The sequence below is a fragment of the Turicibacter sp. H121 genome (genome assembly GCF_001543345.1).
Classification (GTDB): domain Bacteria; phylum Bacillota_I; class Bacilli_A; order MOL361; family Turicibacteraceae; genus Turicibacter; species Turicibacter bilis.
In genome coordinates this window covers 818,453-838,165 of the sequence record NZ_CP013476.1, presented here as the reverse complement: position 1 = coordinate 838,165, position 19,713 = coordinate 818,453, and the positions used below count along the sequence as shown (strand labels likewise).

General features: G+C 34.4%; 24 protein-coding genes and 1 pseudogene. 20 read left to right on the top strand and 5 right to left on the bottom strand.

From position 1 onward, the window contains the following. The first annotated feature begins 25 nt into the window (after positions 1 to 25). The 4 genes and pseudogenes from AT726_RS04055 to AT726_RS04040 all read left to right on the top strand — a co-directional run bounded on the left by AT726_RS04055 (position 26) and on the right by AT726_RS04040 (position 2,869). Entirely contained in the window at positions 26 to 889 is an 864-nt protein-coding gene (locus AT726_RS04055; RefSeq protein WP_002294505.1) for an aminoglycoside nucleotidyltransferase ANT(6)-Ia, read from the top strand. A 43-nt stretch (positions 890 to 932) separates the two neighbouring features. Beyond that, positions 933 to 1,460: a phosphoribosyltransferase family protein gene (locus AT726_RS04050; protein WP_068759108.1), complete on the top strand. Its 528-nt coding sequence runs from the start codon at positions 933 to 935 to the stop codon at positions 1,458 to 1,460. A gap of 131 nt (positions 1,461 to 1,591) precedes the next feature. After that, positions 1,592 to 2,379, top strand: a pseudogene (gene ant(9) / locus AT726_RS04045) (aminoglycoside nucleotidyltransferase ANT(9)). 238 nt (positions 2,380 to 2,617) lie between these two features. Continuing rightward, a complete protein-coding gene (locus AT726_RS04040) occupies positions 2,618 to 2,869 on the top strand; it encodes a hypothetical protein (RefSeq protein ID WP_002294510.1) in 252 nt (83 codons plus the stop codon). Positions 2,870 to 2,919: 50 nt separating this feature from the next. Here AT726_RS04040 and AT726_RS04035 read toward each other — a convergent pair whose 3' ends face one another. Next, positions 2,920 to 3,378: a hypothetical protein gene (locus AT726_RS04035; RefSeq protein WP_002325145.1), complete on the bottom strand. Its 459-nt coding sequence runs from the start codon at positions 3,376 to 3,378 to the stop codon at positions 2,920 to 2,922. Between the two features lie 61 nt (positions 3,379 to 3,439). Here AT726_RS04035 and AT726_RS04030 point away from each other — a divergent pair, with 61 nt between their 5' ends. From AT726_RS04030 to lnu(B), 3 genes are all read left to right on the top strand, one after another. Continuing rightward, positions 3,440 to 4,024: a recombinase zinc beta ribbon domain-containing protein gene (locus tag AT726_RS04030; RefSeq protein WP_002294511.1), complete on the top strand. Its 585-nt coding sequence runs from the start codon at positions 3,440 to 3,442 to the stop codon at positions 4,022 to 4,024. A gap of 442 nt (positions 4,025 to 4,466) precedes the next feature. Next, positions 4,467 to 5,951, top strand: a complete 1,485-nt coding sequence (lsa(E), locus tag AT726_RS04025) for an ABC-F type ribosomal protection protein Lsa(E) (RefSeq protein WP_068759107.1) — start codon at positions 4,467 to 4,469, stop codon at positions 5,949 to 5,951. A 53-nt stretch (positions 5,952 to 6,004) separates the two neighbouring features. Then, positions 6,005 to 6,808: a lincosamide nucleotidyltransferase Lnu(B) gene (gene lnu(B), locus AT726_RS04020; RefSeq protein ID WP_002294514.1), complete on the top strand. Its 804-nt coding sequence runs from the start codon at positions 6,005 to 6,007 to the stop codon at positions 6,806 to 6,808. Positions 6,809 to 7,155: 347 nt separating this feature from the next. On the opposite strand, the gene AT726_RS04015 is transcribed toward lnu(B), so the two are convergent. Then, positions 7,156 to 8,460 carry an ISL3 family transposase gene (locus AT726_RS04015; RefSeq protein ID WP_201023077.1) on the bottom strand — a complete coding sequence of 435 codons (1,305 nt, stop codon included), beginning with the start codon at positions 8,458 to 8,460 and terminating at the stop codon, positions 7,156 to 7,158. Between the two features lie 257 nt (positions 8,461 to 8,717). Between AT726_RS04015 and AT726_RS04010 the strand changes: the two genes are divergently transcribed. The 6 genes from AT726_RS04010 (at position 8,718) to AT726_RS13145 (ending at position 11,560) form a co-directional block, all read left to right on the top strand. Beyond that, positions 8,718 to 8,861: a hypothetical protein gene (locus AT726_RS04010; protein ID WP_237297202.1), complete on the top strand. Its 144-nt coding sequence runs from the start codon at positions 8,718 to 8,720 to the stop codon at positions 8,859 to 8,861. A 64-nt stretch (positions 8,862 to 8,925) separates the two neighbouring features. Next, positions 8,926 to 9,939, top strand: coding sequence for a hypothetical protein (locus tag AT726_RS04005; RefSeq protein ID WP_082704875.1), 1,014 nt, complete (start codon positions 8,926 to 8,928; stop codon positions 9,937 to 9,939). Then, positions 9,929 to 10,123: a hypothetical protein gene (locus AT726_RS04000; RefSeq protein ID WP_055305993.1), complete on the top strand. Its 195-nt coding sequence runs from the start codon at positions 9,929 to 9,931 to the stop codon at positions 10,121 to 10,123. Before AT726_RS04005 ends, AT726_RS04000 begins: the two co-directional genes overlap by 11 nt. Positions 10,124 to 10,260: 137 nt before the next feature. After that, positions 10,261 to 10,638 (top strand): hypothetical protein, encoded by a 378-nt coding sequence (locus tag AT726_RS03995; RefSeq protein WP_201023110.1) that lies wholly within the window; start codon positions 10,261 to 10,263, stop codon positions 10,636 to 10,638. 33 nt (positions 10,639 to 10,671) lie between these two features. Continuing rightward, on the top strand, positions 10,672 to 10,920 hold the full coding sequence (locus tag AT726_RS12985) for a hypothetical protein (protein WP_055305994.1): 249 nt from the start codon (positions 10,672 to 10,674) through the stop codon (positions 10,918 to 10,920). 358 nt (positions 10,921 to 11,278) lie between these two features. Next, positions 11,279 to 11,560 carry a GNAT family N-acetyltransferase gene (locus tag AT726_RS13145; RefSeq protein WP_237297201.1) on the top strand — a complete coding sequence of 94 codons (282 nt, stop codon included), beginning with the start codon at positions 11,279 to 11,281 and terminating at the stop codon, positions 11,558 to 11,560. Positions 11,561 to 11,857: 297 nt separating this feature from the next. Here AT726_RS13145 and AT726_RS03980 read toward each other — a convergent pair whose 3' ends face one another. After that, complete coding sequence (locus AT726_RS03980; protein ID WP_068759106.1) at positions 11,858 to 12,340, bottom strand: hypothetical protein; 483 nt, start codon at positions 12,338 to 12,340, stop codon at positions 11,858 to 11,860. Between the two features lie 437 nt (positions 12,341 to 12,777). Here AT726_RS03980 and AT726_RS03975 point away from each other — a divergent pair, with 437 nt between their 5' ends. From AT726_RS03975 to AT726_RS03955, 5 genes are all read left to right on the top strand, one after another. Continuing rightward, complete coding sequence (locus AT726_RS03975) at positions 12,778 to 13,677, top strand: GNAT family N-acetyltransferase (RefSeq protein ID WP_055305715.1); 900 nt, start codon at positions 12,778 to 12,780, stop codon at positions 13,675 to 13,677. A 640-nt stretch (positions 13,678 to 14,317) separates the two neighbouring features. Next, on the top strand, positions 14,318 to 14,977 hold the full coding sequence (locus tag AT726_RS03970) for an amino acid ABC transporter permease (RefSeq protein ID WP_068759105.1): 660 nt from the start codon (positions 14,318 to 14,320) through the stop codon (positions 14,975 to 14,977). Next, positions 14,958 to 15,635: an amino acid ABC transporter permease gene (locus tag AT726_RS03965; protein ID WP_068759104.1), complete on the top strand. Its 678-nt coding sequence runs from the start codon at positions 14,958 to 14,960 to the stop codon at positions 15,633 to 15,635. Before AT726_RS03970 ends, AT726_RS03965 begins: the two co-directional genes overlap by 20 nt. Before the next feature lie 9 nt (positions 15,636 to 15,644). After that, positions 15,645 to 16,385: an amino acid ABC transporter ATP-binding protein gene (locus AT726_RS03960; protein ID WP_068759103.1), complete on the top strand. Its 741-nt coding sequence runs from the start codon at positions 15,645 to 15,647 to the stop codon at positions 16,383 to 16,385. A gap of 15 nt (positions 16,386 to 16,400) precedes the next feature. Beyond that, positions 16,401 to 17,246 (top strand): cysteine ABC transporter substrate-binding protein, encoded by an 846-nt coding sequence (locus AT726_RS03955; RefSeq protein WP_068759102.1) that lies wholly within the window; start codon positions 16,401 to 16,403, stop codon positions 17,244 to 17,246. 124 nt (positions 17,247 to 17,370) lie between these two features. Here the strand turns inward: AT726_RS03955 and AT726_RS03950 are convergent, their stop codons facing one another. After that, positions 17,371 to 17,607: a hypothetical protein gene (locus AT726_RS03950; protein ID WP_068759101.1), complete on the bottom strand. Its 237-nt coding sequence runs from the start codon at positions 17,605 to 17,607 to the stop codon at positions 17,371 to 17,373. 236 nt (positions 17,608 to 17,843) lie between these two features. Between AT726_RS03950 and AT726_RS03945 the strand changes: the two genes are divergently transcribed. Together AT726_RS03945 and AT726_RS03940 are read left to right on the top strand one after the other, a co-directional pair. Beyond that, positions 17,844 to 18,695, top strand: a complete 852-nt coding sequence (locus AT726_RS03945; RefSeq protein ID WP_068759100.1) for a DegV family protein — start codon at positions 17,844 to 17,846, stop codon at positions 18,693 to 18,695. A gap of 16 nt (positions 18,696 to 18,711) precedes the next feature. Further along, a complete protein-coding gene (locus tag AT726_RS03940; RefSeq protein ID WP_055275130.1) occupies positions 18,712 to 19,239 on the top strand; it encodes a DUF1836 domain-containing protein in 528 nt (175 codons plus the stop codon). 111 nt (positions 19,240 to 19,350) lie between these two features. On the opposite strand, the gene AT726_RS03935 is transcribed toward AT726_RS03940, so the two are convergent. Then, a complete protein-coding gene (locus AT726_RS03935; RefSeq protein ID WP_055275129.1) occupies positions 19,351 to 19,599 on the bottom strand; it encodes a DUF1653 domain-containing protein in 249 nt (82 codons plus the stop codon). Between the last annotated feature and the right edge of the window lie 114 nt (positions 19,600 to 19,713).

The following is a 19,713-nucleotide window of genomic DNA, read 5'->3' as shown; positions in this document are numbered from 1 at the left end:
GAAAAAATAAACGAGGAGTATGTAAATGAGATCAGAAAAAGAAATGATGGATTTAGTACTTTCTTTAGCAGAACAGGATGAACGTATTCGAATTGTGACCCTTGAGGGGTCACGCGCAAATATTAATATACCTAAAGATGAATTTCAGGATTATGATATTACATATTTTGTAAGTGATATAGAACCGTTTATATCTAATGATGACTGGCTTAATCAATTTGGGAATATAATAATGATGCAAAAGCCGGAGGATATGGAATTATTCCCACCTGAAGAAAAGGGATTTTCCTATCTTATGCTATTTGATGATTACAATAAAATTGATCTTACCTTATTGCCCTTGGAAGAGTTAGATAATTACCTAAAGGGCGATAAATTAATAAAGGTTCTAATTGATAAAGATTGTAGAATTAAAAGGGACATAGTTCCGACTGATATAGATTATCATGTAAGAAAGCCAAGCGCAAGGGAGTATGATGATTGCTGCAATGAATTTTGGAATGTAACACCTTATGTTATTAAAGGATTGTGCCGCAAAGAGATACTGTTTGCAATCGATCATCTGAACCAGATTCTACGGTTTGAACTACTTAGGATGATGTCGTGGAAGGTTGGGATAAAGACAGAATTTTCATTAAGTGTTGGGAAAAATTATAAGTATATTAACAAATACATTGATGAAGATCTATGGAATAGATTATTATCTACATATCGCATGGATTCCTATGAAAATATTTGGAAGTCATTATTTATATGCCATCAATTGTTCAGGGAAGTGTCCAAAGAGGTAGCAGAACTACTGGGGTTTGATTATCCAGAGTATGGTAAGAACATAACAAGATATACCGAGGACATGTATAAAAAATATGTTGAAAATGACTATTTTTAAAGATTAGCAAAGATTATTAACCATAAGCAAGGGGTGTAAATGTATGGAAAGTACTGATGTTATAAATGAAATTAGAGGTATATTACCTCGTAACTCAATTGGAAAATATGATTTACTAACTATTTTTACACATAAAACCGTTTTTGATAAAATTGTAAAAGTACTATCATTGGATTTTCAAAATAAAGTAGATTATGTGGCTGCCCCAGAAGCAATTGGATGGATACTAGGCACTGCCATAGCCAAAGAACTTGGAGTGGGGTTTATTGGAGTAAGAAAAGGTGATAAGCTGCCATACGTAAAAGAAGAGATTATTTCGACACATTTTACCGACTATTCAGGTCAAGATAAAAGCTTTGAAATATCTAAGAGTTCTATTGTGAGGAACAAAAGAGTTTTGATTGTAGATGATTGGATAGAGACAGGTTCTCAAATGAAGGCTTTAATAGCTTTGTTAGAGAAATTGGATTGCAGCATTATTGGGTTGGCTACTATTGGGATTGATATAAATGAGGTTACTCAAAAATGGATAGACAGCAGTTTTGTAGCTTATATTGGCTCAAACATATAATAAACCGAAAGAAAATCTTGAATCAAAATTTTGGATGGTGTTAATTTACAATACAACGAAAGATGTTTACTCTTTTTTTATAAATTTTAAGAGGCGTTAAAAAACAGTTTTCAGACGAAAGGAGATCGAAGTTGAGTATAGATTTAAGTAACAAAAAAATTCCGAAAGAAGCAATTCAAGCATTAAAAACTATAGCGGAACTACTTGATAATATGTTAATTGGGGTGTATTTGTATGGTTCGGCAGTAATGGGTGGTTTACGTATGAATAGCGATGTAGATATTTTGGTAATAACAAATCAAAGTTTATCTGAAAAAACTCGAAGGAATCTTACAAATAGCTTAATGCTTATATCTGGGAAAATAGGAAACATAAAAGATATGAGGCCTCTTGAAGTTACGGTCATAAATCAAAAGGATATTGTCCCTTGGCATTTCCCCCCAAATATGAATTTATGTATGGCGAGTGGCTAAGAGAGCAGTTTGAAAAGGGAGAAATTCCTGAGTCGACTTATGATCCGGATTTAGCAATACTTTTAGCACAACTAAGAAAAAATAGTATTAACCTTTTGGGACCAAAGGCAACAGAAGTAATTGAGCCTGTGCCAATGACAGATATTCGAAAAGCAATTAAAGAATCGTTGCCCGGGTTGATAGCTAGCATTAACGGTGACGAACGCAATGTGATTTTAACTTTAGCCAGAATGTGGCTGACAGCATCTACTGGTGAAATTCGCTCAAAAGATCTGGCAGCTGAATGGGCGATACCTCAATTACCCGATGAGCATGCTACTTTACTCAACAAAGCGAGAGAGGCTTATTTAGGAGAGTGTGTTGACAAGTGGGAAGGAATGGAATCTGAGGTGGCTGAACTCGTTAATCATATGAAAAAGTCTATAGAGTCTTCCCTTAATATCTAATTACCTTTTCGAATAGTTTAAATATAACAAAGACTAGTTGTTAATGTGCATTATTGATTGCTTCGATATGTTCCCCCATATATCAGTTTCTTAAAAAATAATCAAAATACCGTTGATACGTTCCCGCGAACGAAAGGGTTAAAAATCAGCTTAAGACATCAATGCCATCAACTCGAGCCACGTTGAGACGTGTGTTTTATTGTCCCACAAAAGTGCAGACGATTTTATCAGTGTAAAAATGGAGTACGCAGACGACCGAAAAATCCAGCCAGATCGTATCACCTACAGGCTTATTCAGGAGTATATCGAAGAAAAGTACGGCTTCAAAGTTCACACTGCAAACATTGCAGAGGTCAAAAGAAACTTAGGCCTGCCGATGTACGACGCACCAAACGCAGTTGAAGAACTAAAACGCCCATATAAACCAGCACCAGAATATAAAGTAGAAGCTATTAAAGACGCATTAAGGCACTTCAAGGTCATAGATTAAAGTAAAGTACCCTTTCAGCAGATCATTACTGTTGAGAGGGTCTTGCTTTTTCAGAAGCCGGCCAATGTAAGGATAGCCCTACAAGATTGCGGGTCTTTCTCTTCGAGCCATGTTTCCAGATTGCTTATAGCGATATCCTTTTGAATATGGATGCTCTCTTCAAATCGATATTCGATTGCACATGTAAGGATATCAACAGGTTCATCAAGAACCTTACCGCCAAGAACTGGGTATTCGTCAATTACAATCCAGTCAGGTGGGAGACCATCAAAGAGAGCCTGCGGATACAATTCCCTAAAGTGAATCTCAATTTCCATAGCTTCGATCTCACCTTGTTCTTTATCTGGGTAACAAGTGGCATAAGATACATCGAAGCCTCTAGTGAGCAGCATCTGAACGACATTGATGAGTTCAATATCAACAGGAATGGTCTTATCGGCGCATTTACAACAAGGCTTCGACCAAATTTCACTGTATAGCTCTAAACATCGTGGACACATCGTCATCATACAATCACTTCCTTCACCAGTTTATAGAAAGTAGTTCTTTTAAGATTAAGTGCCTGCATAGTTGCAGTTGCAGTTTGCTCGCCAGTGCGGTGATATTTACCGCCGGGTACACTGGAATAACCGAGGTTACAAGTCTATTGTTTGGAGATGCGTCAGCCGTTTGGAGGAAAAAGGATCTGAATGTACTGCCCCTACCATAAACGAGGAAACATTGCAGACAGCAGTGGTCAAGGCTATTAACGAACTTTTGGCTAACAAAGAACCCTTCCTCCAGGCGTTGCAGAAAAACATAGCTACTATACTTAATGAAGAAAATGATAATGCCACCAATGATATTGATAGCAAATTGGAAGAATTACAACAACAGCTTCTTATCCAAGCAAAATCCAAGAATGACTATGAAGATGTGGCTGATGAAATCTACCACCTTCGAGAATTGAAGCAAAATGCACTTGTTGAAAATGCAGAGCGTGAAGGAAAAAGGCAACGAATCGCTGAAATGACTGATTTCTTTAATGAACAATCCTGTGAGTTAGAGGAATATGATGAGCAGTTAGTAAGGAGGCTTATAGAAAAAGTTACGGTATTTCATGATAAGTTCGCCGTTGAATTCAAATCAGGAGTCGAGATTGATGTAGAAGGGTAATCTTTAGAAAGAGAACAGAAGAATTATATTGGATTTTTAAAGATAATATGATATAATAAAACGACTTGGAGGTGGAAGAATGTATAACTTTTCTTGCTAATTATATGATGCATAATAAGATATTTAAAGAAACGGCTATAGAACCGTTTGTTTTGTTATGCAAATTGCAAGAAAGTTAAGTGTTCTACACTCAATAATACATTACAGTAACCTTATGTTATGTATAACAAAAGGTAATAATAGTATTTGTTTTTGAGCCGTAAGAATTTACTTTCTTGCAGCTTTTAATATTTGTAAAAGAAAGGAAGATAAACGTGATAGACAATGATACTATGTCATTCATGACAAAATCCTTGCAGAGTTGGATAACATTATAGAGTAATTAATGCCGAAAACCGACTTTGCTTATAAAATTTTTATAATGTAAAGGAGGAAGAAATATATGTCCTTAATAAATGTTTCAAATCTAACTTTTTCATATGAAGGAAGTTATGACAATATTTTTGAAAATGTAAGTTTTCAGATAGATACAGATTGGAAACTCGGTTTTATTGGAAGAAACGGACGCAGTAAAACTACTTTCTTAAATTTACTGCTTGGCAAATATGCGTATTCCGGCAATATAAGTTCTACAGTTAAGTTTGAGTATTTTCCTTATGATGTGGAAGATAAGAGTCTATATACAATTGAAGTAATGAAGAGTATTTGTACGGAATGTATGGATTGGGAGATTTTTCGTGAAATATCATTGCTTGATGTTCAAGAAGATGCTTTATATCGTCCGTTTAATACATTGTCAAATGGTGAGCAAACAAAGGTCCTTCTTGCAGCTTTATTCCTTACAGCGAGTTGTTTCCTGCTTATTGATGAACCTACAAACCATCTTGACATCGATGCACGTAATGTAGTGCAAAACTATTTGAAACGCAAGAAGGGGTTTATTTTGGTATCTCATGATAGAAGCTTACTTGATCAATGTGTTGACCATATACTATCTATCAATAAAACGAATATCGAAATCCAAAAGGGAAATTTTACTTCTTGGTGGGAGAACAAAACGTTACAAGATAATTTTGAACTGGCAGAAAACAAGAAACTCCTTAAAGAAATAGGAAGGTTGTCTTATGCAGCAAAACGTAGTTCAAACTGGTCAAATAAAGTAGAAAAAAGTAAATATGGAACAACAAATTCTGGTTCAAAACTGGATAAGGGTTATGTTGGACATAAGGCTGCAAAAGCGATGAAACGTGCCAAAAATATTGAGTCAAGACATCAGGAAGCCGTTTTACAAAAATCAGAACTGCTCCACAACATTGAACAATATGATGACTTAAAAATTTCACCACTTGAATTTCACAAAGAGTGCTTAATAGAAGCGAATGATTTATCATTGTCTTATGGAGATAAAGAAGTATGCAGTAATCTTAATTTCAGAGTCAATATTGGTGATAGAGTTGCCATTATCGGAAAAAATGGGAGTGGTAAGTCTAGTATCCTAAAATTGATTAATGGAGATGATATTAAATTTACCGGAAATTTTATGCTAGCAAGTGGACTAAAAATTTCTTATATTTCGCAAGATACTTCATATTTAAAAGGTAATCTATCTGAATTTGCCTATAATAATAAGATCGATGAAACTCTATTTAAAACGATTCTTCGTAAACTGGATTTTAATAGAGAGCAGTTTGATAAGAACATGGTGGATTTTAGTGCTGGTCAGAAAAAGAAAGTACTAATTGCTAAAAGCCTTTGTGAAAGTGCACATTTGTATATATGGGATGAGCCATTGAACTATATTGATATTTTTTCACGTATCCAAATTGAAAAAATGATTTTGGAATATTGTCCTACACTATTGTTTGTGGAGCATGATGATGCTTTTTGCAATAACATTTGTACGAAAAATATTAATTTAGGTTTGTAGAGATTTTGAGTTGCCACAATAACTAAAAGATATTTACATGAAAGGGTGAAGAAATGTTAAAACAAAAAGAATTAATTGCAAACGTTAAGAATCTTACTGAGTCAGATGAACGAATTACAGCTTGTATGATGTATGGATCGTTTACCAAAGGAGAAGGTGACCAATACTCTGATATAGAGTTCTATATATTTTTGAAAGATAGTATAACCTCGAACTTTGATTCATCCAACTGGTTGTTTGACGTAGCTCCGTACTTGATGCTTTATAAAAATGAGTACGGAACAGAGGTAGTTATTTTTGATAATCTTATACGTGGGGAATTTCATTTCCTTTCTGAAAAAGATATGAACATAATCCCCTCGTTTAAAGATTCAGGTTATATTCCTGATACGAAGGCTATGCTTATTTACGATGAAACAGGGCAATTAGAAAATTATTTATCAGAGATAAGTGGTGCAAGACCAAATAGACTTACTGAAGAAAATGCTAATTTTTTGTTGTGTAATTTCTCTAATCTATGGTTGATGGGAATCAACGTTCTAAAAAGAGGAGAATATGCTCGTTCATTAGAACTCTTATCACAACTTCAAAAAAATACACTACAACTTATACGTATGGCAGAAAAAAATGCTGATAATTGGCTAAACATGAGTAAAAACCTTGAAAAAGAAATTAGCCTTGAAAATTATAAAAAATTTGCAAAGACCACTGCTCGATTAGATAAGGTAGAATTATTTGAAGCCTATAAAAATTCTTTGCTATTAGTTATGGATTTGCAAAGTCACCTTATTGAACAATACAACTTAAAAGTTACACATGACATTTTAGAAAGATTGTTGAATTACATTAGTGAATAGGAGAGTAACGTTATTCACAGTATTGGGTACTGAAAATTAACAGCATACCTCAGTTTTTCAAAAAACAGCGAAGCCTATGGATATGTTCCCGTCTACCGATAGTGCAAAAAGTGTCGTGGATATGTTTCCGAGAACGGACATACACAAATGACATTCATTCTGTCCTCTCAATCCATGTGGAGACAGTCTGTCTGTTGTCAAGAAAAGATAAATAAGCAACTGAAAAGTGTTTAAATCAAGGGATTCCAAACGTAGCCCCATTATTGGGAACTTCCTGGAATCCCTTTTTTAGGGCTCTTTGTCAACTGGTGTGGGTGAAGAAATTTTATACCTGTAATCGTGAGGGATTAAGCTGCTCGTTGAGCAGTTTGATTCCTTTTATTTTTTTGTTCAAAGGTGTACTTATGGATAATCAAAATTCTAGCTTTGAAATGATAGAAACTACGGTATCCAAAGGCCATGCGTTTAATCACTTTAATCTTGTTATTAATCCCTTCAAGCACTCCATTGGTATAAGATGTTTCAATCGTATTTTTGATATAATCTTGGTAGTTAGTTAATGTTTTTAAAGCTGTTTTCATTTCAGGTGAAAGTAAGTCAGAGGGGTTTTGAATGGCATGATGAAAAGCATCAAAGTTGCGAAGTTTGATGGCCTGTTTGATGGTTTGATAGAAGTCATAAGTCGCTTTTAATTCAGGATCTAAAGCGAGTAAAAAGTCGATGATTTCTTGTTGAGAAATCTGCTTTTTGAAACAGTTAGAATAGAAGTAGTGGGTAGAATGGATATCCTCTTGGGCTTTTAATAAAAGGCGCCAATAATGTTTGAATTTATTGTAGAATTCTTTGTTTTGGTTCATGAAGCGAATACGAGTTTTATTGAGGGCACGAGATAAAAGTTGAACGACGTGGAACTTATCTAAAACAATTTTAGCGTTGGGAAACACCTCTTTAATGAGTGTCATATACGGAGCATACATATCAATAACAACGTGAGTTACACCTTCACGGGCCTCCTTAGAAAATCGCATGAAATAAGGTTTTAAAGTGCTTAGACGACGGTCTTCAACGATATCAATTAACTTCCCATTAGAAGCATCACAAAAAATGAATGACATAGCCCCTTCCGCTGATTTGACCGACTTAAACTCATCAAAACAAAGCACCTTTGGAAGAGAGTTAAAATGAAGGGGTTGTTCCTCGTACGATGTATGAATGATCCGATTGACCGTTGAATGGGATACGTTGAGTTCACGGGCAATATTTGACTCGGATTTTTTATGGCTAGCCTCTAGGAAAATGGCTTGTTTAAGGGGATTAGAAAGGTAACAATTAGATTCTACGAGAGAGGTTTTAAGCGTAAAGGTACGATCACAATGACGGCATTTATAGCGTTGCTTTTTTAAATCGAGATAGGTATCAAAGCCAGAGAGTTTCATCATCTTAATACGAGAGGTTTTGAAGCCGTGTTTAATGATTTGTGAGTCAAAGAGATGACCACAGTTGTAACAATGGGTCGGTTGAAAAGAGAGGATACCAGAAATGACCTTAGAGTGGATCCCGTTAATCTGAACATCTTCCATCCAATTTTCTGAAAAAGTAATATTTTTATCTTTTAAATCGAGTAAAGTTAAGATACAATTATTGTGAGACATAAACCCAATCCTTTCGTGTTTTTTTTGGTCAATTACATGGTATAGAATTTGGGACGTGATGTCTCTTTTTTTATACTTATTTTTTATTCCAAATAAAAGAAGTGTGGGAATCACCCACACCAAATATTATAGAACCTTTTTTAGTTGGTTTGGCAGTAGTTCTGTAGCCTGTTTGTAGGTAGGGTGGAGTTCAGAAACTATTTTTTATAGGTGCGAGTGCATGGGACTATTGTCTATTTGACGAGCATAGTTTATTAATGAAAGCGGAAGATATCGGAACAACAGGTCAGTATGTGAATCGTATCATTAAGAAAAAGGATGGGGGCGTGAATAAGACATTCGTTCAGATGATGGAATCATTGGGAGATGACATTGAACTGATATGTGTGAAAAGAGACTGATACATTCTGATTTCACAAAAATTACAAGTGTTGTTATAGAGAACAACAGAAAGGAAAGCATTTTATGGAAGATACAATTTATATATCACCAGATGAAATAGAAGTAATTGATGTTGAGGGTTATAGTTATGAAGTGGTCCAACACTTCTCTGATATGCCAGAAGTGGCAAAACCTTTATTGAGAGGTGCTAAAAAGACATTCAAGAAAATAGAGGAAATGTTATACACCGCACCAGCCTTTATCAATATGGTAAAGGCAAGTATACCGGACCAGGCTTTTCAAGCGATTTTGACAGATGAGCAAAAGTCACAGATTGCTAGTGGTGCATTAAAGCTCATGACGAAAAAAGATGGTACTTTAATGGCAAACCTGATAAATCCGGAAACTAATAAAATCATATCAACAATTTCACTTAAGAGTGTTGACCTGGCTCCTGCACTAACTGAGGCAATGACCAGTTATGCGACACAAATGCAGATAGCCCAAATTGCAGAAGAAATACATACGGTTCAGATTGCAATCGAAGAAGTAAGACAGGGGCAGGAATTCGACAGATTAGCAATGGCATATAGCTGTCAGCAAAAATTGTTACAGGCAATGCAGATTAAAAATCCAGAGTTGAAGGCAATGGCACTTATGCGAATTGTTTCTGATGCGGAAGACAGTAGAAATCTTCTGATGCAGAGCCAAAATGCCAATCTTACATTTATTAAAGAGCAGCCAGAATCGTTTTGGGGTAAACTTTTATCTGGTGCGAATCCTGAAAAGATTGGTCAGAGAATGAATGAAATAAGAGAAAGTTTATCAGCTGTTAATATGGCTTCATTGGCAGAGGCAATGGCATACCAGGAATTGGGTGAAACTGCAGCAGCACGTCAAAGTCTTCAATACTATGCTGGATATTTGCAGAAAGCATATTTGTCAACGGATGGCCTGGTGCAGAGATTGGATTTAATAGATCCCGCACCGGAAAACTATTGGTCAAAAACATTACCAGATATCAATAAAAGAATACAGGCACTTCCTTGCGTGGAAAATGTGTCTTTGTTAGAAGGAGAAGATGTTGATGGAGAATAAGGTATGTAAGAAATGCAAAAAACCATTGCCAGAAGGGTATAAACGCAAGAAATGTGAATCTTGTATAAATAGCCAGGTACAAGGTGTGAAAAATGGCTTAAAAGCTGCGGTGGGTGCTACGGGAGCAGTTGCAAGTGTTGTGGTGGTTGTTGCAACAAAAGGAAAATTCAATCCTAAAAAGTAATGGAAAAATTAGAATTTGTAGGGATGAAAGCAATGATTATTTTAATTACAGGTGCATCGCACACAGGGAAGACAGCGCTTACATAAAAATTACCTGAAAAATATAAATATCCGTATCTATCAATAGACCATTTAAAAATGGAGTTAATCCGTAGCGGAAACACAGAACTCACACCGATGAGCGATAATAGCGATTTGACTGTATACTTATGGCCTATTGTCCGTGAAATGATTAAAACGACCATTGAAAACAAGCAGAATCTAATTGTTGAGGGATGCTATATTGCATTTGATTGGGCAACGGACTTTGAGCAGAAATATCTTGAAAATATCAAATACTATTGTCTGGTTATGAGTGAGGACTATATAAAAAGTCATTTTGCTGACATAAAGAAATATGTAAATGTCGTTGAAAATCGTCTAGATGATGAGTGGTGCACATTGGAAAGTGTGTTAGAGGACAATGCTCATTATGTACTTATTGATGACAAGTACGAAATCATTATTGATTTATAAAGAAAAATTACAATTTAAAAGAGGATTGGTTATATGAAAAACGGAAAGAATCCAAATCCAAACACAATCCATCCGATTGCAGGATATGACAAAGAAATCTATGTAAAGCCAACCATTAAGAATCCTAACATTGTCGTTGGTGATTTTACATATATTGCAGATTCAGAGTTTGAAAGTCATGTGGCACACCACTATGAGTGGAATGGCGACAAACTAATTATCGGAAAGTCTTTCCGGATTACGACTGGTGTGGAGTTTGTTATGAATGGTGCTAACCATTAAATGAACATAGTTTCTACATTCCCGTTCTACACTCTTGATTGATTGGACTTATGCTTAAATTCAAATGGTGGAATAAGTCGATTGATGAAATTGATAGGTTAATCCCTATTTTAACTTGTAGCGATTTGGAAAAAGTTAAGGTTGAAATCAGAAAACTCATAGAGTGACAAATTCCAATTTGTAGAGGAGTTCATAAACAATGAAGATAGTCGAAATTTATGAGAAAACAACAGAGTTGATAGAATAACTGACTAAAGTATGGGAGCAGTCTGTTAAAGCAACCCATCTGTTTCTATCGTCATCTGAAATCGGTGAGATTAAACAATACATTCCACATGCATTACAAGAGATTCCTCATTTGATAATTGCCGTAAGTGAGAGAGGATTGGCCATTGGCTTTATGGGGATAGAAAATGGAAAACTGGAAATGCTCTTTATTTCTCCCGAAGAGCGAGGAAAAGGCATCGGAAAAAGATTCATTCAGCATAGTGTTGAAACGCTTTCGGTCAGTGAAGTTACGGTAAATGAACAAAATCCCGAGGCTATCGGTTTTTATGAGCATATGGGATTTAAGATTTATAAGAGAACAGACGTTGATGAGCAAGATAGACCGTATCTTCTTCTTTACATGGAGCGATAAACTCAGACCGTCAAATTCCAATTTGATTATTTAGATGAAGGGGTGTAGACTATGGATATGTTTCCTACAACGGGCAGAAAGGTTGACTTGTTCCCGTCAACTGATGACATTAACGTCATTGTCTCGACCCATATGGAGTGTGTGGCTAAACTTACACGAAAAGATGTGTAAGCATTAGCACGATTTTATGTAGCGATTTTATTAAGAGGATAAGTATAGCGAATAAGATTAGAATGAACCTACCTAGGGAGACTTACTAATGAGGTGCTAGAATGGCTAATAAGTTTGAAATATTAATCAAATACATACCACTGCTAAAAGAGGATAATTTAAAATTTCTGAAATTGAAAATAATATTGAAAAGAACGATGTAATTGAAGATTTAATGTACGTTTTTTCATCAGCAGGATTGTGTGCAATATTAAACGTTGATCCATCAACAGCGAGAAGTCGATATCCTCGAAAATATTTATAATGATCGTATGAGGCGGTAAACTGTTGAAATAAATGTTTAAATGCATCCGGTCGTATTTTACTACGTTGTTGGATAAAAGCAGAGGTAGATGCAGTTTTAACATCATAATTGAAATAGGTCATTAACTCTGTATAAAGGCTATTGCCATTCATTGCGAGAATAAAACTCACCATACTTTCAAATGAGAGTTTACGATTGCGAGTAAAATCTTTCTCAGGATTTTGTACAAAGTCCTTTGGGTTACTACTCATTGTCTTAATCATACGAATGAGATTTTGTTTAATCTTAGTTGAATACTTAGCCATGTGATAGCCTCCTTAAATAGGTATATTTAAGGGGCTTTGCCACAGATTTTTGCTTCGATGTCAAGTGTTTTTTACAAGAAAAAAGGGAGGTGTACAAAAATGTACACCTCCCTTTTAGAGATTTGAGCTATGAATTAATTAACTTAATGACATTGCCCGTTGGACGGGTGGTTTTTATTTTAGTCTTGGGAAGATGTATTGAAAGATTAACTCTAAAAAAGTGAATAGAAGTTTAAGATACTTGAATGTTTTTAGAGTTAAGTTATAGGTAATGGAGAAATAAGTGTTGATATTCAATTTCAAGTCTATTCAATCTAGAGATATCATATGTTAAAGTAGGTTACTCTGAATTTACTTGTGTTATTAGGTATTATTAATGAAAAACAATGTCATACTCAAGGATGAGCCGGAAATATGAAAATAAAGAGGAATAGAAAATGGAAAAACAGATTAAGTTACGAAACTATGAAGGGAGCCGCTTGGAAACATCTGATTATAAGAAGTTGCATGACTTTTTGGTTGAGAGCAAAAATACCGAATATACTTATGCTCGCTTTGATTGGATGATGATGAATTGGGAATATTTAGATGATGAGTTCTTGACGAGAATAGGTATTTGGGAACAAAATGGAAAAATTGTAGCAGCAAATTTGTATGATCATTCTCTAGATGACATTTTTCCAATAGTTCTCCCTGGATATGAATTTTTATATGAAGAAATGGTATCATATGCAAAAAAGAATATGATGAAAGAAGAAAATGGTGATTTCAGAATATTCGCTTGTGATTCTAATCGTACTTTGCAGAAGGTACTAAAAAGTGAGGGAATGATGGCATCAGAAGAAAAGGATATGGTTGCAATTTTCGATTTATCAGAAGAAATTCCTGTTATCAATCTAAAAGAAGGTTATAGAATCACTTCCTTGGCTGAAGAAAGAGAATATGACAAGTATATGCTGTGTCTGTTTAAGGGCTTTGGACATGAAGAGGCAGGAGAAACTTTTTCTTTTACAGAAGTAAGTTTACAGGATTGCAAGGCTGCTTATGAAAGAAATTACTTAGACCTAAATTTGAAACTATCCGTTGTAGATGAACAGGGGAACTATATAGCTCATGCAGGCATGTGGTATGACAAGAGTAGTGAATTTGCATTGATTGAACCCGTTTGTGTAGTTCCTGAATATCGCAAAATGGGATTTGGAAGAGAAGTTGTGTACGAAGGACTTAGACGTGTAAAGCAGGCTGGAGCAAAGTATGCGGTTGTAGGATCAAATCAGCAATTTTACTATTCAATAGGTATGGTTCCTTATAGCACAGGTACCTTTTGGATTGACTAAAACTAAGGGGTATAAAATACTGAAATAAGCCTGAATTTATGAGATTTTCAAGTTTATTCAGTTAGTCTTATAGAGAATATTATTATATCGTATCAACTGAGAAAATAAATTTGATTTAATAAAGGAATAAGAAGAGTATAAGGTGGAATAATGAATGGCATACTCTAATGAAGAAGATGGGATTGCTTACGCTATCATAGTTGATTTAATTAAAATTAAATTTTTTATCTGAAGGATAGTGATTATTGATTTTTTAGCAGCTTATTCTCACTTTTTATATGTTCAATAATTTCTTTTCATGATTTTCTCTAAGGAAAGAGTAGTTTTTTATTTTATATAAATCTAGATAAGTTTTTTAGATCGGAACAATTTTAGTTCGATGATTGCCTGTCTTAGTTTTAAAGCCGATTCTCAACTAGCCTGTTATAAAATTGTAGAATACTTTTTTATTTCTATAGAGAAAGTTAAAAACTTCCCATTACTGTAAGAGATGGGGAGTTTTTTTATGTTCACATATGATAAATTTCGTTATAAATCCGTTTTTATATCATTAATTCTCTGAAATTGTAATTATTTAGAAAATTGAATCGTATGATTAATATAAGAACAAGTTAATTTAGTTTTAGTGAGGAGGGAGATCATGGATTTTGAATTTATTAGGACGTATACACCGATGTATGTAGAGGCTGCTAAGTTAACTATTAGTATTGCTTTTTTAGGAATTTTATTATCTACTTTTTGGGGATTTATTTGTTGTGTCATTCGATATTATAAAGTTCCAATTTTACAGCGAATCATTGGTGTGTATATTGAGCTTTCAAGAAATACTCCTCTATTAATTCAGTTGTTTTTCTTGTATTTCGGATTGCCGAAGCTAGGAATCTTTTTAAGTTCTGAAGCATGCGGGGTATTAGGGTTAACCTTTTTAGGTGGAAGTTATATGGCTGAGGCGTTTCGTAGTGGGCTTGAGGCTATTCCAATAAGTCAAACAGAATCAGGATTAAGTTTAGGATTAACAAAATGGCAAGTGTTACGATACATTGTTATTCCACAGGCAGCTGTTGTTTCTTTACCTGCTTTTACTGCCAATACAATCTTTTTAATTAAGGAAACATCTGTTTTTAGCGTTGTCGCACTTGCGGATTTAATGTATGTCGCTAAAGGATTAATCGGCTTATATTATAAAACAGATGAATCATTACTGATGTTAGTTGTTTCTTACTTACTGCTGTTATTACCGATTTCTCTAATTTTAAGCTTCATTGAAAGGAAGGTGCGCTATGCAGGAGTGGGGAATTAGTGTTTTATTTGAAGGAAGGAATTTTATTCGTTTATTAGAAGGGTTATGGGTTACGTTAGAAATCTCATTAATCTCGGTTTTAATTTCAGTCATTTTAGGAATTGGAATGGGAATTTTAATGAGCCTGAATTCTACAATTATGAAGCTTATCTGTCGTATCTACTTAGAGAGTGTTCGAATTATTCCACAATTAGTATTACTCTTTTTAGCTTATTTTGGCTTAAGTAAGTCGTTTGGAGTTAACTTATCTGGTGAGGTCGCTGCAGTTTTAGTTTTTTCTTTTTGGGGAATTGCAGAAATGGGAGACTTAGTACGTGGGGCATTAAGTTCTATTCCAAAACATCAATATGAAACAGGGCTCGCGATTGGTCTTAAGAAACGTCAACTTTATCAATATGTTATTATTCCTCAAACGATTAGAAGATTATTACCTCAGATGATTAATTTAGTGACACGTATGATTAAAACAACCTCGTTAATTGTACTAATCGGTGTTGTAGAGGTAGTAAAGGTTGGTCAACAAATTATTGAAGCTTCTCGGTTAACAGTGCCAAGTGCTGCTCTTTGGATTTATGGTGTTATCTTTCTTCTTTACTTTATCATCTGTTATCCAATTTCATTACTAGCGACGAAGTTAGAAAAGCGGTGGGAGGTGTAAAAAACGATTATGAGTGAAACGATATTAAAGTTAAACCATGTGACGAAAAGTTATGATCAAAATGTTATTTTTTCAGATTTATCATTAGAAGTAAAAAAAGGAGAAGTCGTTGTGATTTTAGGACCGTCTGGTTGTGGAAAAAGTACCTTACTTCGATGCATTAATGGACTAGAAAAAATTCAAGCAGGAGATATCTTACTAGAGGATGAATGTATTAGTCATCAAAGTAAGCAAATGCCATTGATTAGACAGAAAATTGGCATGGTATTTCAAAGTTATGAATTGTTTCCACATCTGGATGTATTACATAACATTATCTTAGGCCCTACAAAAGCGCAAGGACGTGATAAATCCGAAGCCATTAAAGAAGCAGAAAGATTACTCGCCCGAGTAGGATTGCTTGATAAGAAAAAGGCATATCCACGTCAATTATCTGGTGGGCAAAAACAACGGGTAGCCATCGTTCGTGCCCTTTGTATGAAACCAGAAATTTTATTGTTTGACGAGGTGACAGCTGCCCTTGACCCAGAAATGGTTAGAGAAGTATTAGATGTGATTCTTTCCCTTGCTAAAGAAGGAAGTACGATGGTAATCGTCACACATGAAATGGAATTTGCCCGTGCGATTGCTGATCGAATTATCTTTTTAGATGAAGGGAAAATCATTGAAGAAGCGGATCCAGAAACATTTTTTACAAATCCAAAAACAAAAAGGGCAAAACAGTTTTTAAATCTATTTAAATTTGAATAGAAAGGATGGATGAAAATGAAAAAGTGTTTACTATGTTTGGGTACTTTATTATTAACGTTAGGTGTTTTTACAGCGTGTCAAACTTCTTCACCGAATGATAGCCAATCAAAAGCAAGAACGGTTGAGGAAATTAAACAAAGTGGCAAAATTGTCATTGGCGTATTTAGTGATAAAAAACCATTCGGATACGTTGATTCTAACGGAGATTATCAAGGCTATGATGTTTATTTTGGTAATCGTATCGCCAAAGATCTTGGGGTAGAAGTTGAGTATGTACCAGTTGAAGCAGCGAGTCGTGTAGAGTATTTAGTTTCTAATAAAGTCGATATTATTTTAGCGAACTTTACAGTCACTGAAGAGCGAAAAGAAAAAGTAGATTTTACGCTTCCTTATATGAAAGTGGCTCTTGGTGTCGTTTCATCTGATAAGGCTTTAATTACAGATGTAGAAGATTTAAAAGGTAAAACGTTAATAGTATGTAAGGGAACAACAGCAGAGACATTTTTTACAGAAAATTATCCAGCAGTTAATTTATTAAAATTTGATCAATACAGCGAAGCCTATAATGCGTTATTAGATGGTCGTGGAGATGCGCTTTCTACGGATAATACAGAAGTATTAGCATGGGCCATTGAAAATGAGGGATTTAGTGTTGGAATTGAATCATTAGGAAATATTGATACGATTGCAGCGGCAGTTCAAAAAGGGAATCAAGATTTATTAGATTGGTTAAATAATGAAATTGTTGAACTCGGAAAAGAAAACTTCTTTCATGCCGATTATGAAGAAACATTAGCTCCAGTTTATGGGGAAGCAGCAGATGCGGATAATATTGTTGTAGAAAGCGGAGTTGTACAATAAAATTTTTTGTGAATAAGAAATGAGAATATTTATTTGATAACTTAGATAGTTAAGGAAGAACTAGATTGGTATTTTGAATGTGGTTGTCAATAAAATAAAAAACTGCTCAATTAAGAGCAGTTTTTTATTTTTCAGAAAAAGTAGCTGCGAATTCTTGTATAACATTGTGAACCTCATCGACATGGTTAGGTTTAATCAACATCGTAATTTTAGGAATGAATTCTCCAATATCAGCACGAGTAAATGTACCAGCCTCTTGTTTTTTGAAGTTTTCATTAATAAGTGCTTGTGCTTCATCTATTTTTCCATCTTGAACTCTTTTAAGGATATAATTTAAGAATTGCTCTTGTTTATTATTCATTGTTTGACCTCCTATCAAATATAGTATGTACGTTTGTTGCGAGAGTATTAAGCGATAGATGTAATTCAGGGGAACGATTTTAAATGATGACAAGCTTTCTTTATTTTTAGTGAGATGAACTATCAGGTTTATTTTTTCTTGATTGACAATGCAAACAAAAGGTGTTAATCTAAATTATATAGTATTAAAAACTAAGTTTATTAGAAATGTTAACTTTTATATATGGAGGGCTTAGTATGATTAAGATTGTGGCGGATTCATCAACGCTTTATTCAAGAGAAGAGGCAAAACAAAATCATTTAGATATTAGACCGTTATCGGTAACGATTAATAATAAAAGCTATAAAGAATTAGAGGAATTAACAACTGAAGGTTTAGTAGAAATGATTAATGAGGGGTATTTTCCAAGTTCATCTCAACCTTCAATTGGAGATGTCGTAGAGATGTATGAAAAATATCCTAATGAGGAGATTATTAATATTTCATTAGCGGATGGATTATCGGGAACGTATCAATCAGCATGTATGGCAAAATCAATGGTCGATCATGAAGAAAATATTACAGTTATCAATTCGAAGACGCTTTGTGGGCCACATCGTTATCTTGTAGATGTTGCTGTGAAATTAGTTGAAGCGGGTAAGACGAAGTCTGAAGTAGTAAGCGAAATTGAATCGCTAATAGAAACTTCTACTTCTTTCCTGATTCCGAAAGATTTTGATTATTTAGTTCGTGGTGGACGTTTATCCCCATTGGTTGGTCGCATTGGTGGTTTAGTAAAGTTAGTACCAGTCATGACATTATCTGAGGATAGTACACGTTTAGAGAAGTTTGCGACGAAACGTACATTCAAAAAAGCCATTCAAGCGATTTGTGATGATTTAATAGCGAAAGGCGTAAATGATGAATATAAGATTTATATTTCACATGCATGTGATGAAGAGTTGGCAATGGAGACAAAAGATATTATAATTAAAAATATAGGAAGTATTGAGACTGAGGTAATGCTGCTGACACCCGTTTTTACAGCACAAGGTGGTCCAGGATGTATTGCAGTTCAGGCTATTAAAAAACATGATATTTTAAAATAGAAAGTTAGGAAGAACTATGGATCATAAAGAAATGTTAGAGTTTCATTGCCCAAGATTTGATGAATTGCCAACGATTCCTTTGTACAAGGATCAGGTTATTTCGTATGTCGAAGATGTACTGAAACCATTAAATTTAAATCCAGAGGAAAAGTTATTAACACCAACAATGTTAAATAATTACGTCAAACAAAAGGTTGTATCTCCACCAGTCGGTCGTCGTTACACTGAAAAGCATTTAGCGTATTTGATTGTCGTTTGTTTATTTAAACAAGTTTATAGTTTAACAGAAGTTTGTGAAATGATTAAAATTCAGATGAATTTATATCCAACAAAGGAGGCTTATGACTTCTTCTGCGTTGAATTAGAGAAAGCCTTACAGTTTGTTTTTATTAATCGTGAATCCATTGAACCAAACTCAGCAAAGAATATTACATTTGAAACAGAAGTTTTACGCTCTGCTGTCATGTCTATCGCACATAAGTTATTTATTCAAAAATATTTACTCGATAAGAAAGAAGCAGTACCTTCAAAAAAAGCAAACTAAAGAAAATCTTCTTCTTATGAAGAATCAGTACTCGATCGATTTTTAGAACCAGATGTTAAAAAAATAAGAAAACTCCTACTAATTAGTCTCAGTAGGAGTTTTTTTGTAGAGTTATTTGACGCTCTTAACTTCATATTCTTGGAATCGGTATTTTTGTCCGGTTGGATTTACTTTTCCTTCAGGAACCTCTTCAACAAACATGCCATAAGGTCGTACGAAAAGGCCGCATTCACCGTATAGGGCTCGATAAAGAACCATGGTTTCTTGCGTTTCTGAATGTTTGACGAAATCCTCAACTAAATATAAATCACCTTTAAAGTGTCTAAAGATTTTTCCTTTTGAATTTGTAATATCTCTCACATTAAAACCTCCTTGCTTCAATTATCTTCTTTATTATATAGCTTTTTTTCTTGTTCATGTTTAAATTTGTATTAGTGTCCCTATAATTGATATAATAGGAGATGTTTTAGGAGG

What these genes read in the sequence shown, in the direction of transcription:
- AT726_RS04055 (WP_002294505.1), top strand. Translation starts at nt 26, where the DNA reads ATGAGATCAGAAAAAGAAATGATGGATTTAGTACTTTCTTTAGCAGAA.
- AT726_RS04050 (WP_068759108.1), top strand. Translation starts at nt 933, where the DNA reads ATGGAAAGTACTGATGTTATAAATGAAATTAGAGGTATATTACCTCGT.
- AT726_RS04040 (WP_002294510.1), top strand. Translation starts at nt 2,618, where the DNA reads ATGGAGTACGCAGACGACCGAAAAATCCAGCCAGATCGTATCACCTAC.
- AT726_RS04035 (WP_002325145.1), bottom strand. Translation starts at nt 3,378, where the DNA reads ATGATGACGATGTGTCCACGATGTTTAGAGCTATACAGTGAAATTTGG.
- AT726_RS04015 (WP_201023077.1), bottom strand. Translation starts at nt 8,460, where the DNA reads ATGTCTCACAATAATTGTATCTTAACTTTACTCGATTTAAAAGATAAA.
- AT726_RS04010 (WP_237297202.1), top strand. Translation starts at nt 8,718, where the DNA reads ATGAAAGCGGAAGATATCGGAACAACAGGTCAGTATGTGAATCGTATC.
- AT726_RS04005 (WP_082704875.1), top strand. Translation starts at nt 8,926, where the DNA reads ATGGAAGATACAATTTATATATCACCAGATGAAATAGAAGTAATTGAT.
- AT726_RS04000 (WP_055305993.1), top strand. Translation starts at nt 9,929, where the DNA reads ATGGAGAATAAGGTATGTAAGAAATGCAAAAAACCATTGCCAGAAGGG.
- AT726_RS03995 (WP_201023110.1), top strand. Translation starts at nt 10,261, where the DNA reads ATGGAGTTAATCCGTAGCGGAAACACAGAACTCACACCGATGAGCGAT.
- AT726_RS12985 (WP_055305994.1), top strand. Translation starts at nt 10,672, where the DNA reads ATGAAAAACGGAAAGAATCCAAATCCAAACACAATCCATCCGATTGCA.
- AT726_RS03980 (WP_068759106.1), bottom strand. Translation starts at nt 12,340, where the DNA reads ATGGCTAAGTATTCAACTAAGATTAAACAAAATCTCATTCGTATGATT.
- AT726_RS03975 (WP_055305715.1), top strand. Translation starts at nt 12,778, where the DNA reads ATGGAAAAACAGATTAAGTTACGAAACTATGAAGGGAGCCGCTTGGAA.
- AT726_RS03970 (WP_068759105.1), top strand. Translation starts at nt 14,318, where the DNA reads ATGGATTTTGAATTTATTAGGACGTATACACCGATGTATGTAGAGGCT.
- AT726_RS03965 (WP_068759104.1), top strand. Translation starts at nt 14,958, where the DNA reads ATGCAGGAGTGGGGAATTAGTGTTTTATTTGAAGGAAGGAATTTTATT.
- AT726_RS03960 (WP_068759103.1), top strand. Translation starts at nt 15,645, where the DNA reads ATGAGTGAAACGATATTAAAGTTAAACCATGTGACGAAAAGTTATGAT.
- AT726_RS03955 (WP_068759102.1), top strand. Translation starts at nt 16,401, where the DNA reads ATGAAAAAGTGTTTACTATGTTTGGGTACTTTATTATTAACGTTAGGT.
- AT726_RS03950 (WP_068759101.1), bottom strand. Translation starts at nt 17,607, where the DNA reads ATGAATAATAAACAAGAGCAATTCTTAAATTATATCCTTAAAAGAGTT.
- AT726_RS03945 (WP_068759100.1), top strand. Translation starts at nt 17,844, where the DNA reads ATGATTAAGATTGTGGCGGATTCATCAACGCTTTATTCAAGAGAAGAG.
- AT726_RS03940 (WP_055275130.1), top strand. Translation starts at nt 18,712, where the DNA reads ATGGATCATAAAGAAATGTTAGAGTTTCATTGCCCAAGATTTGATGAA.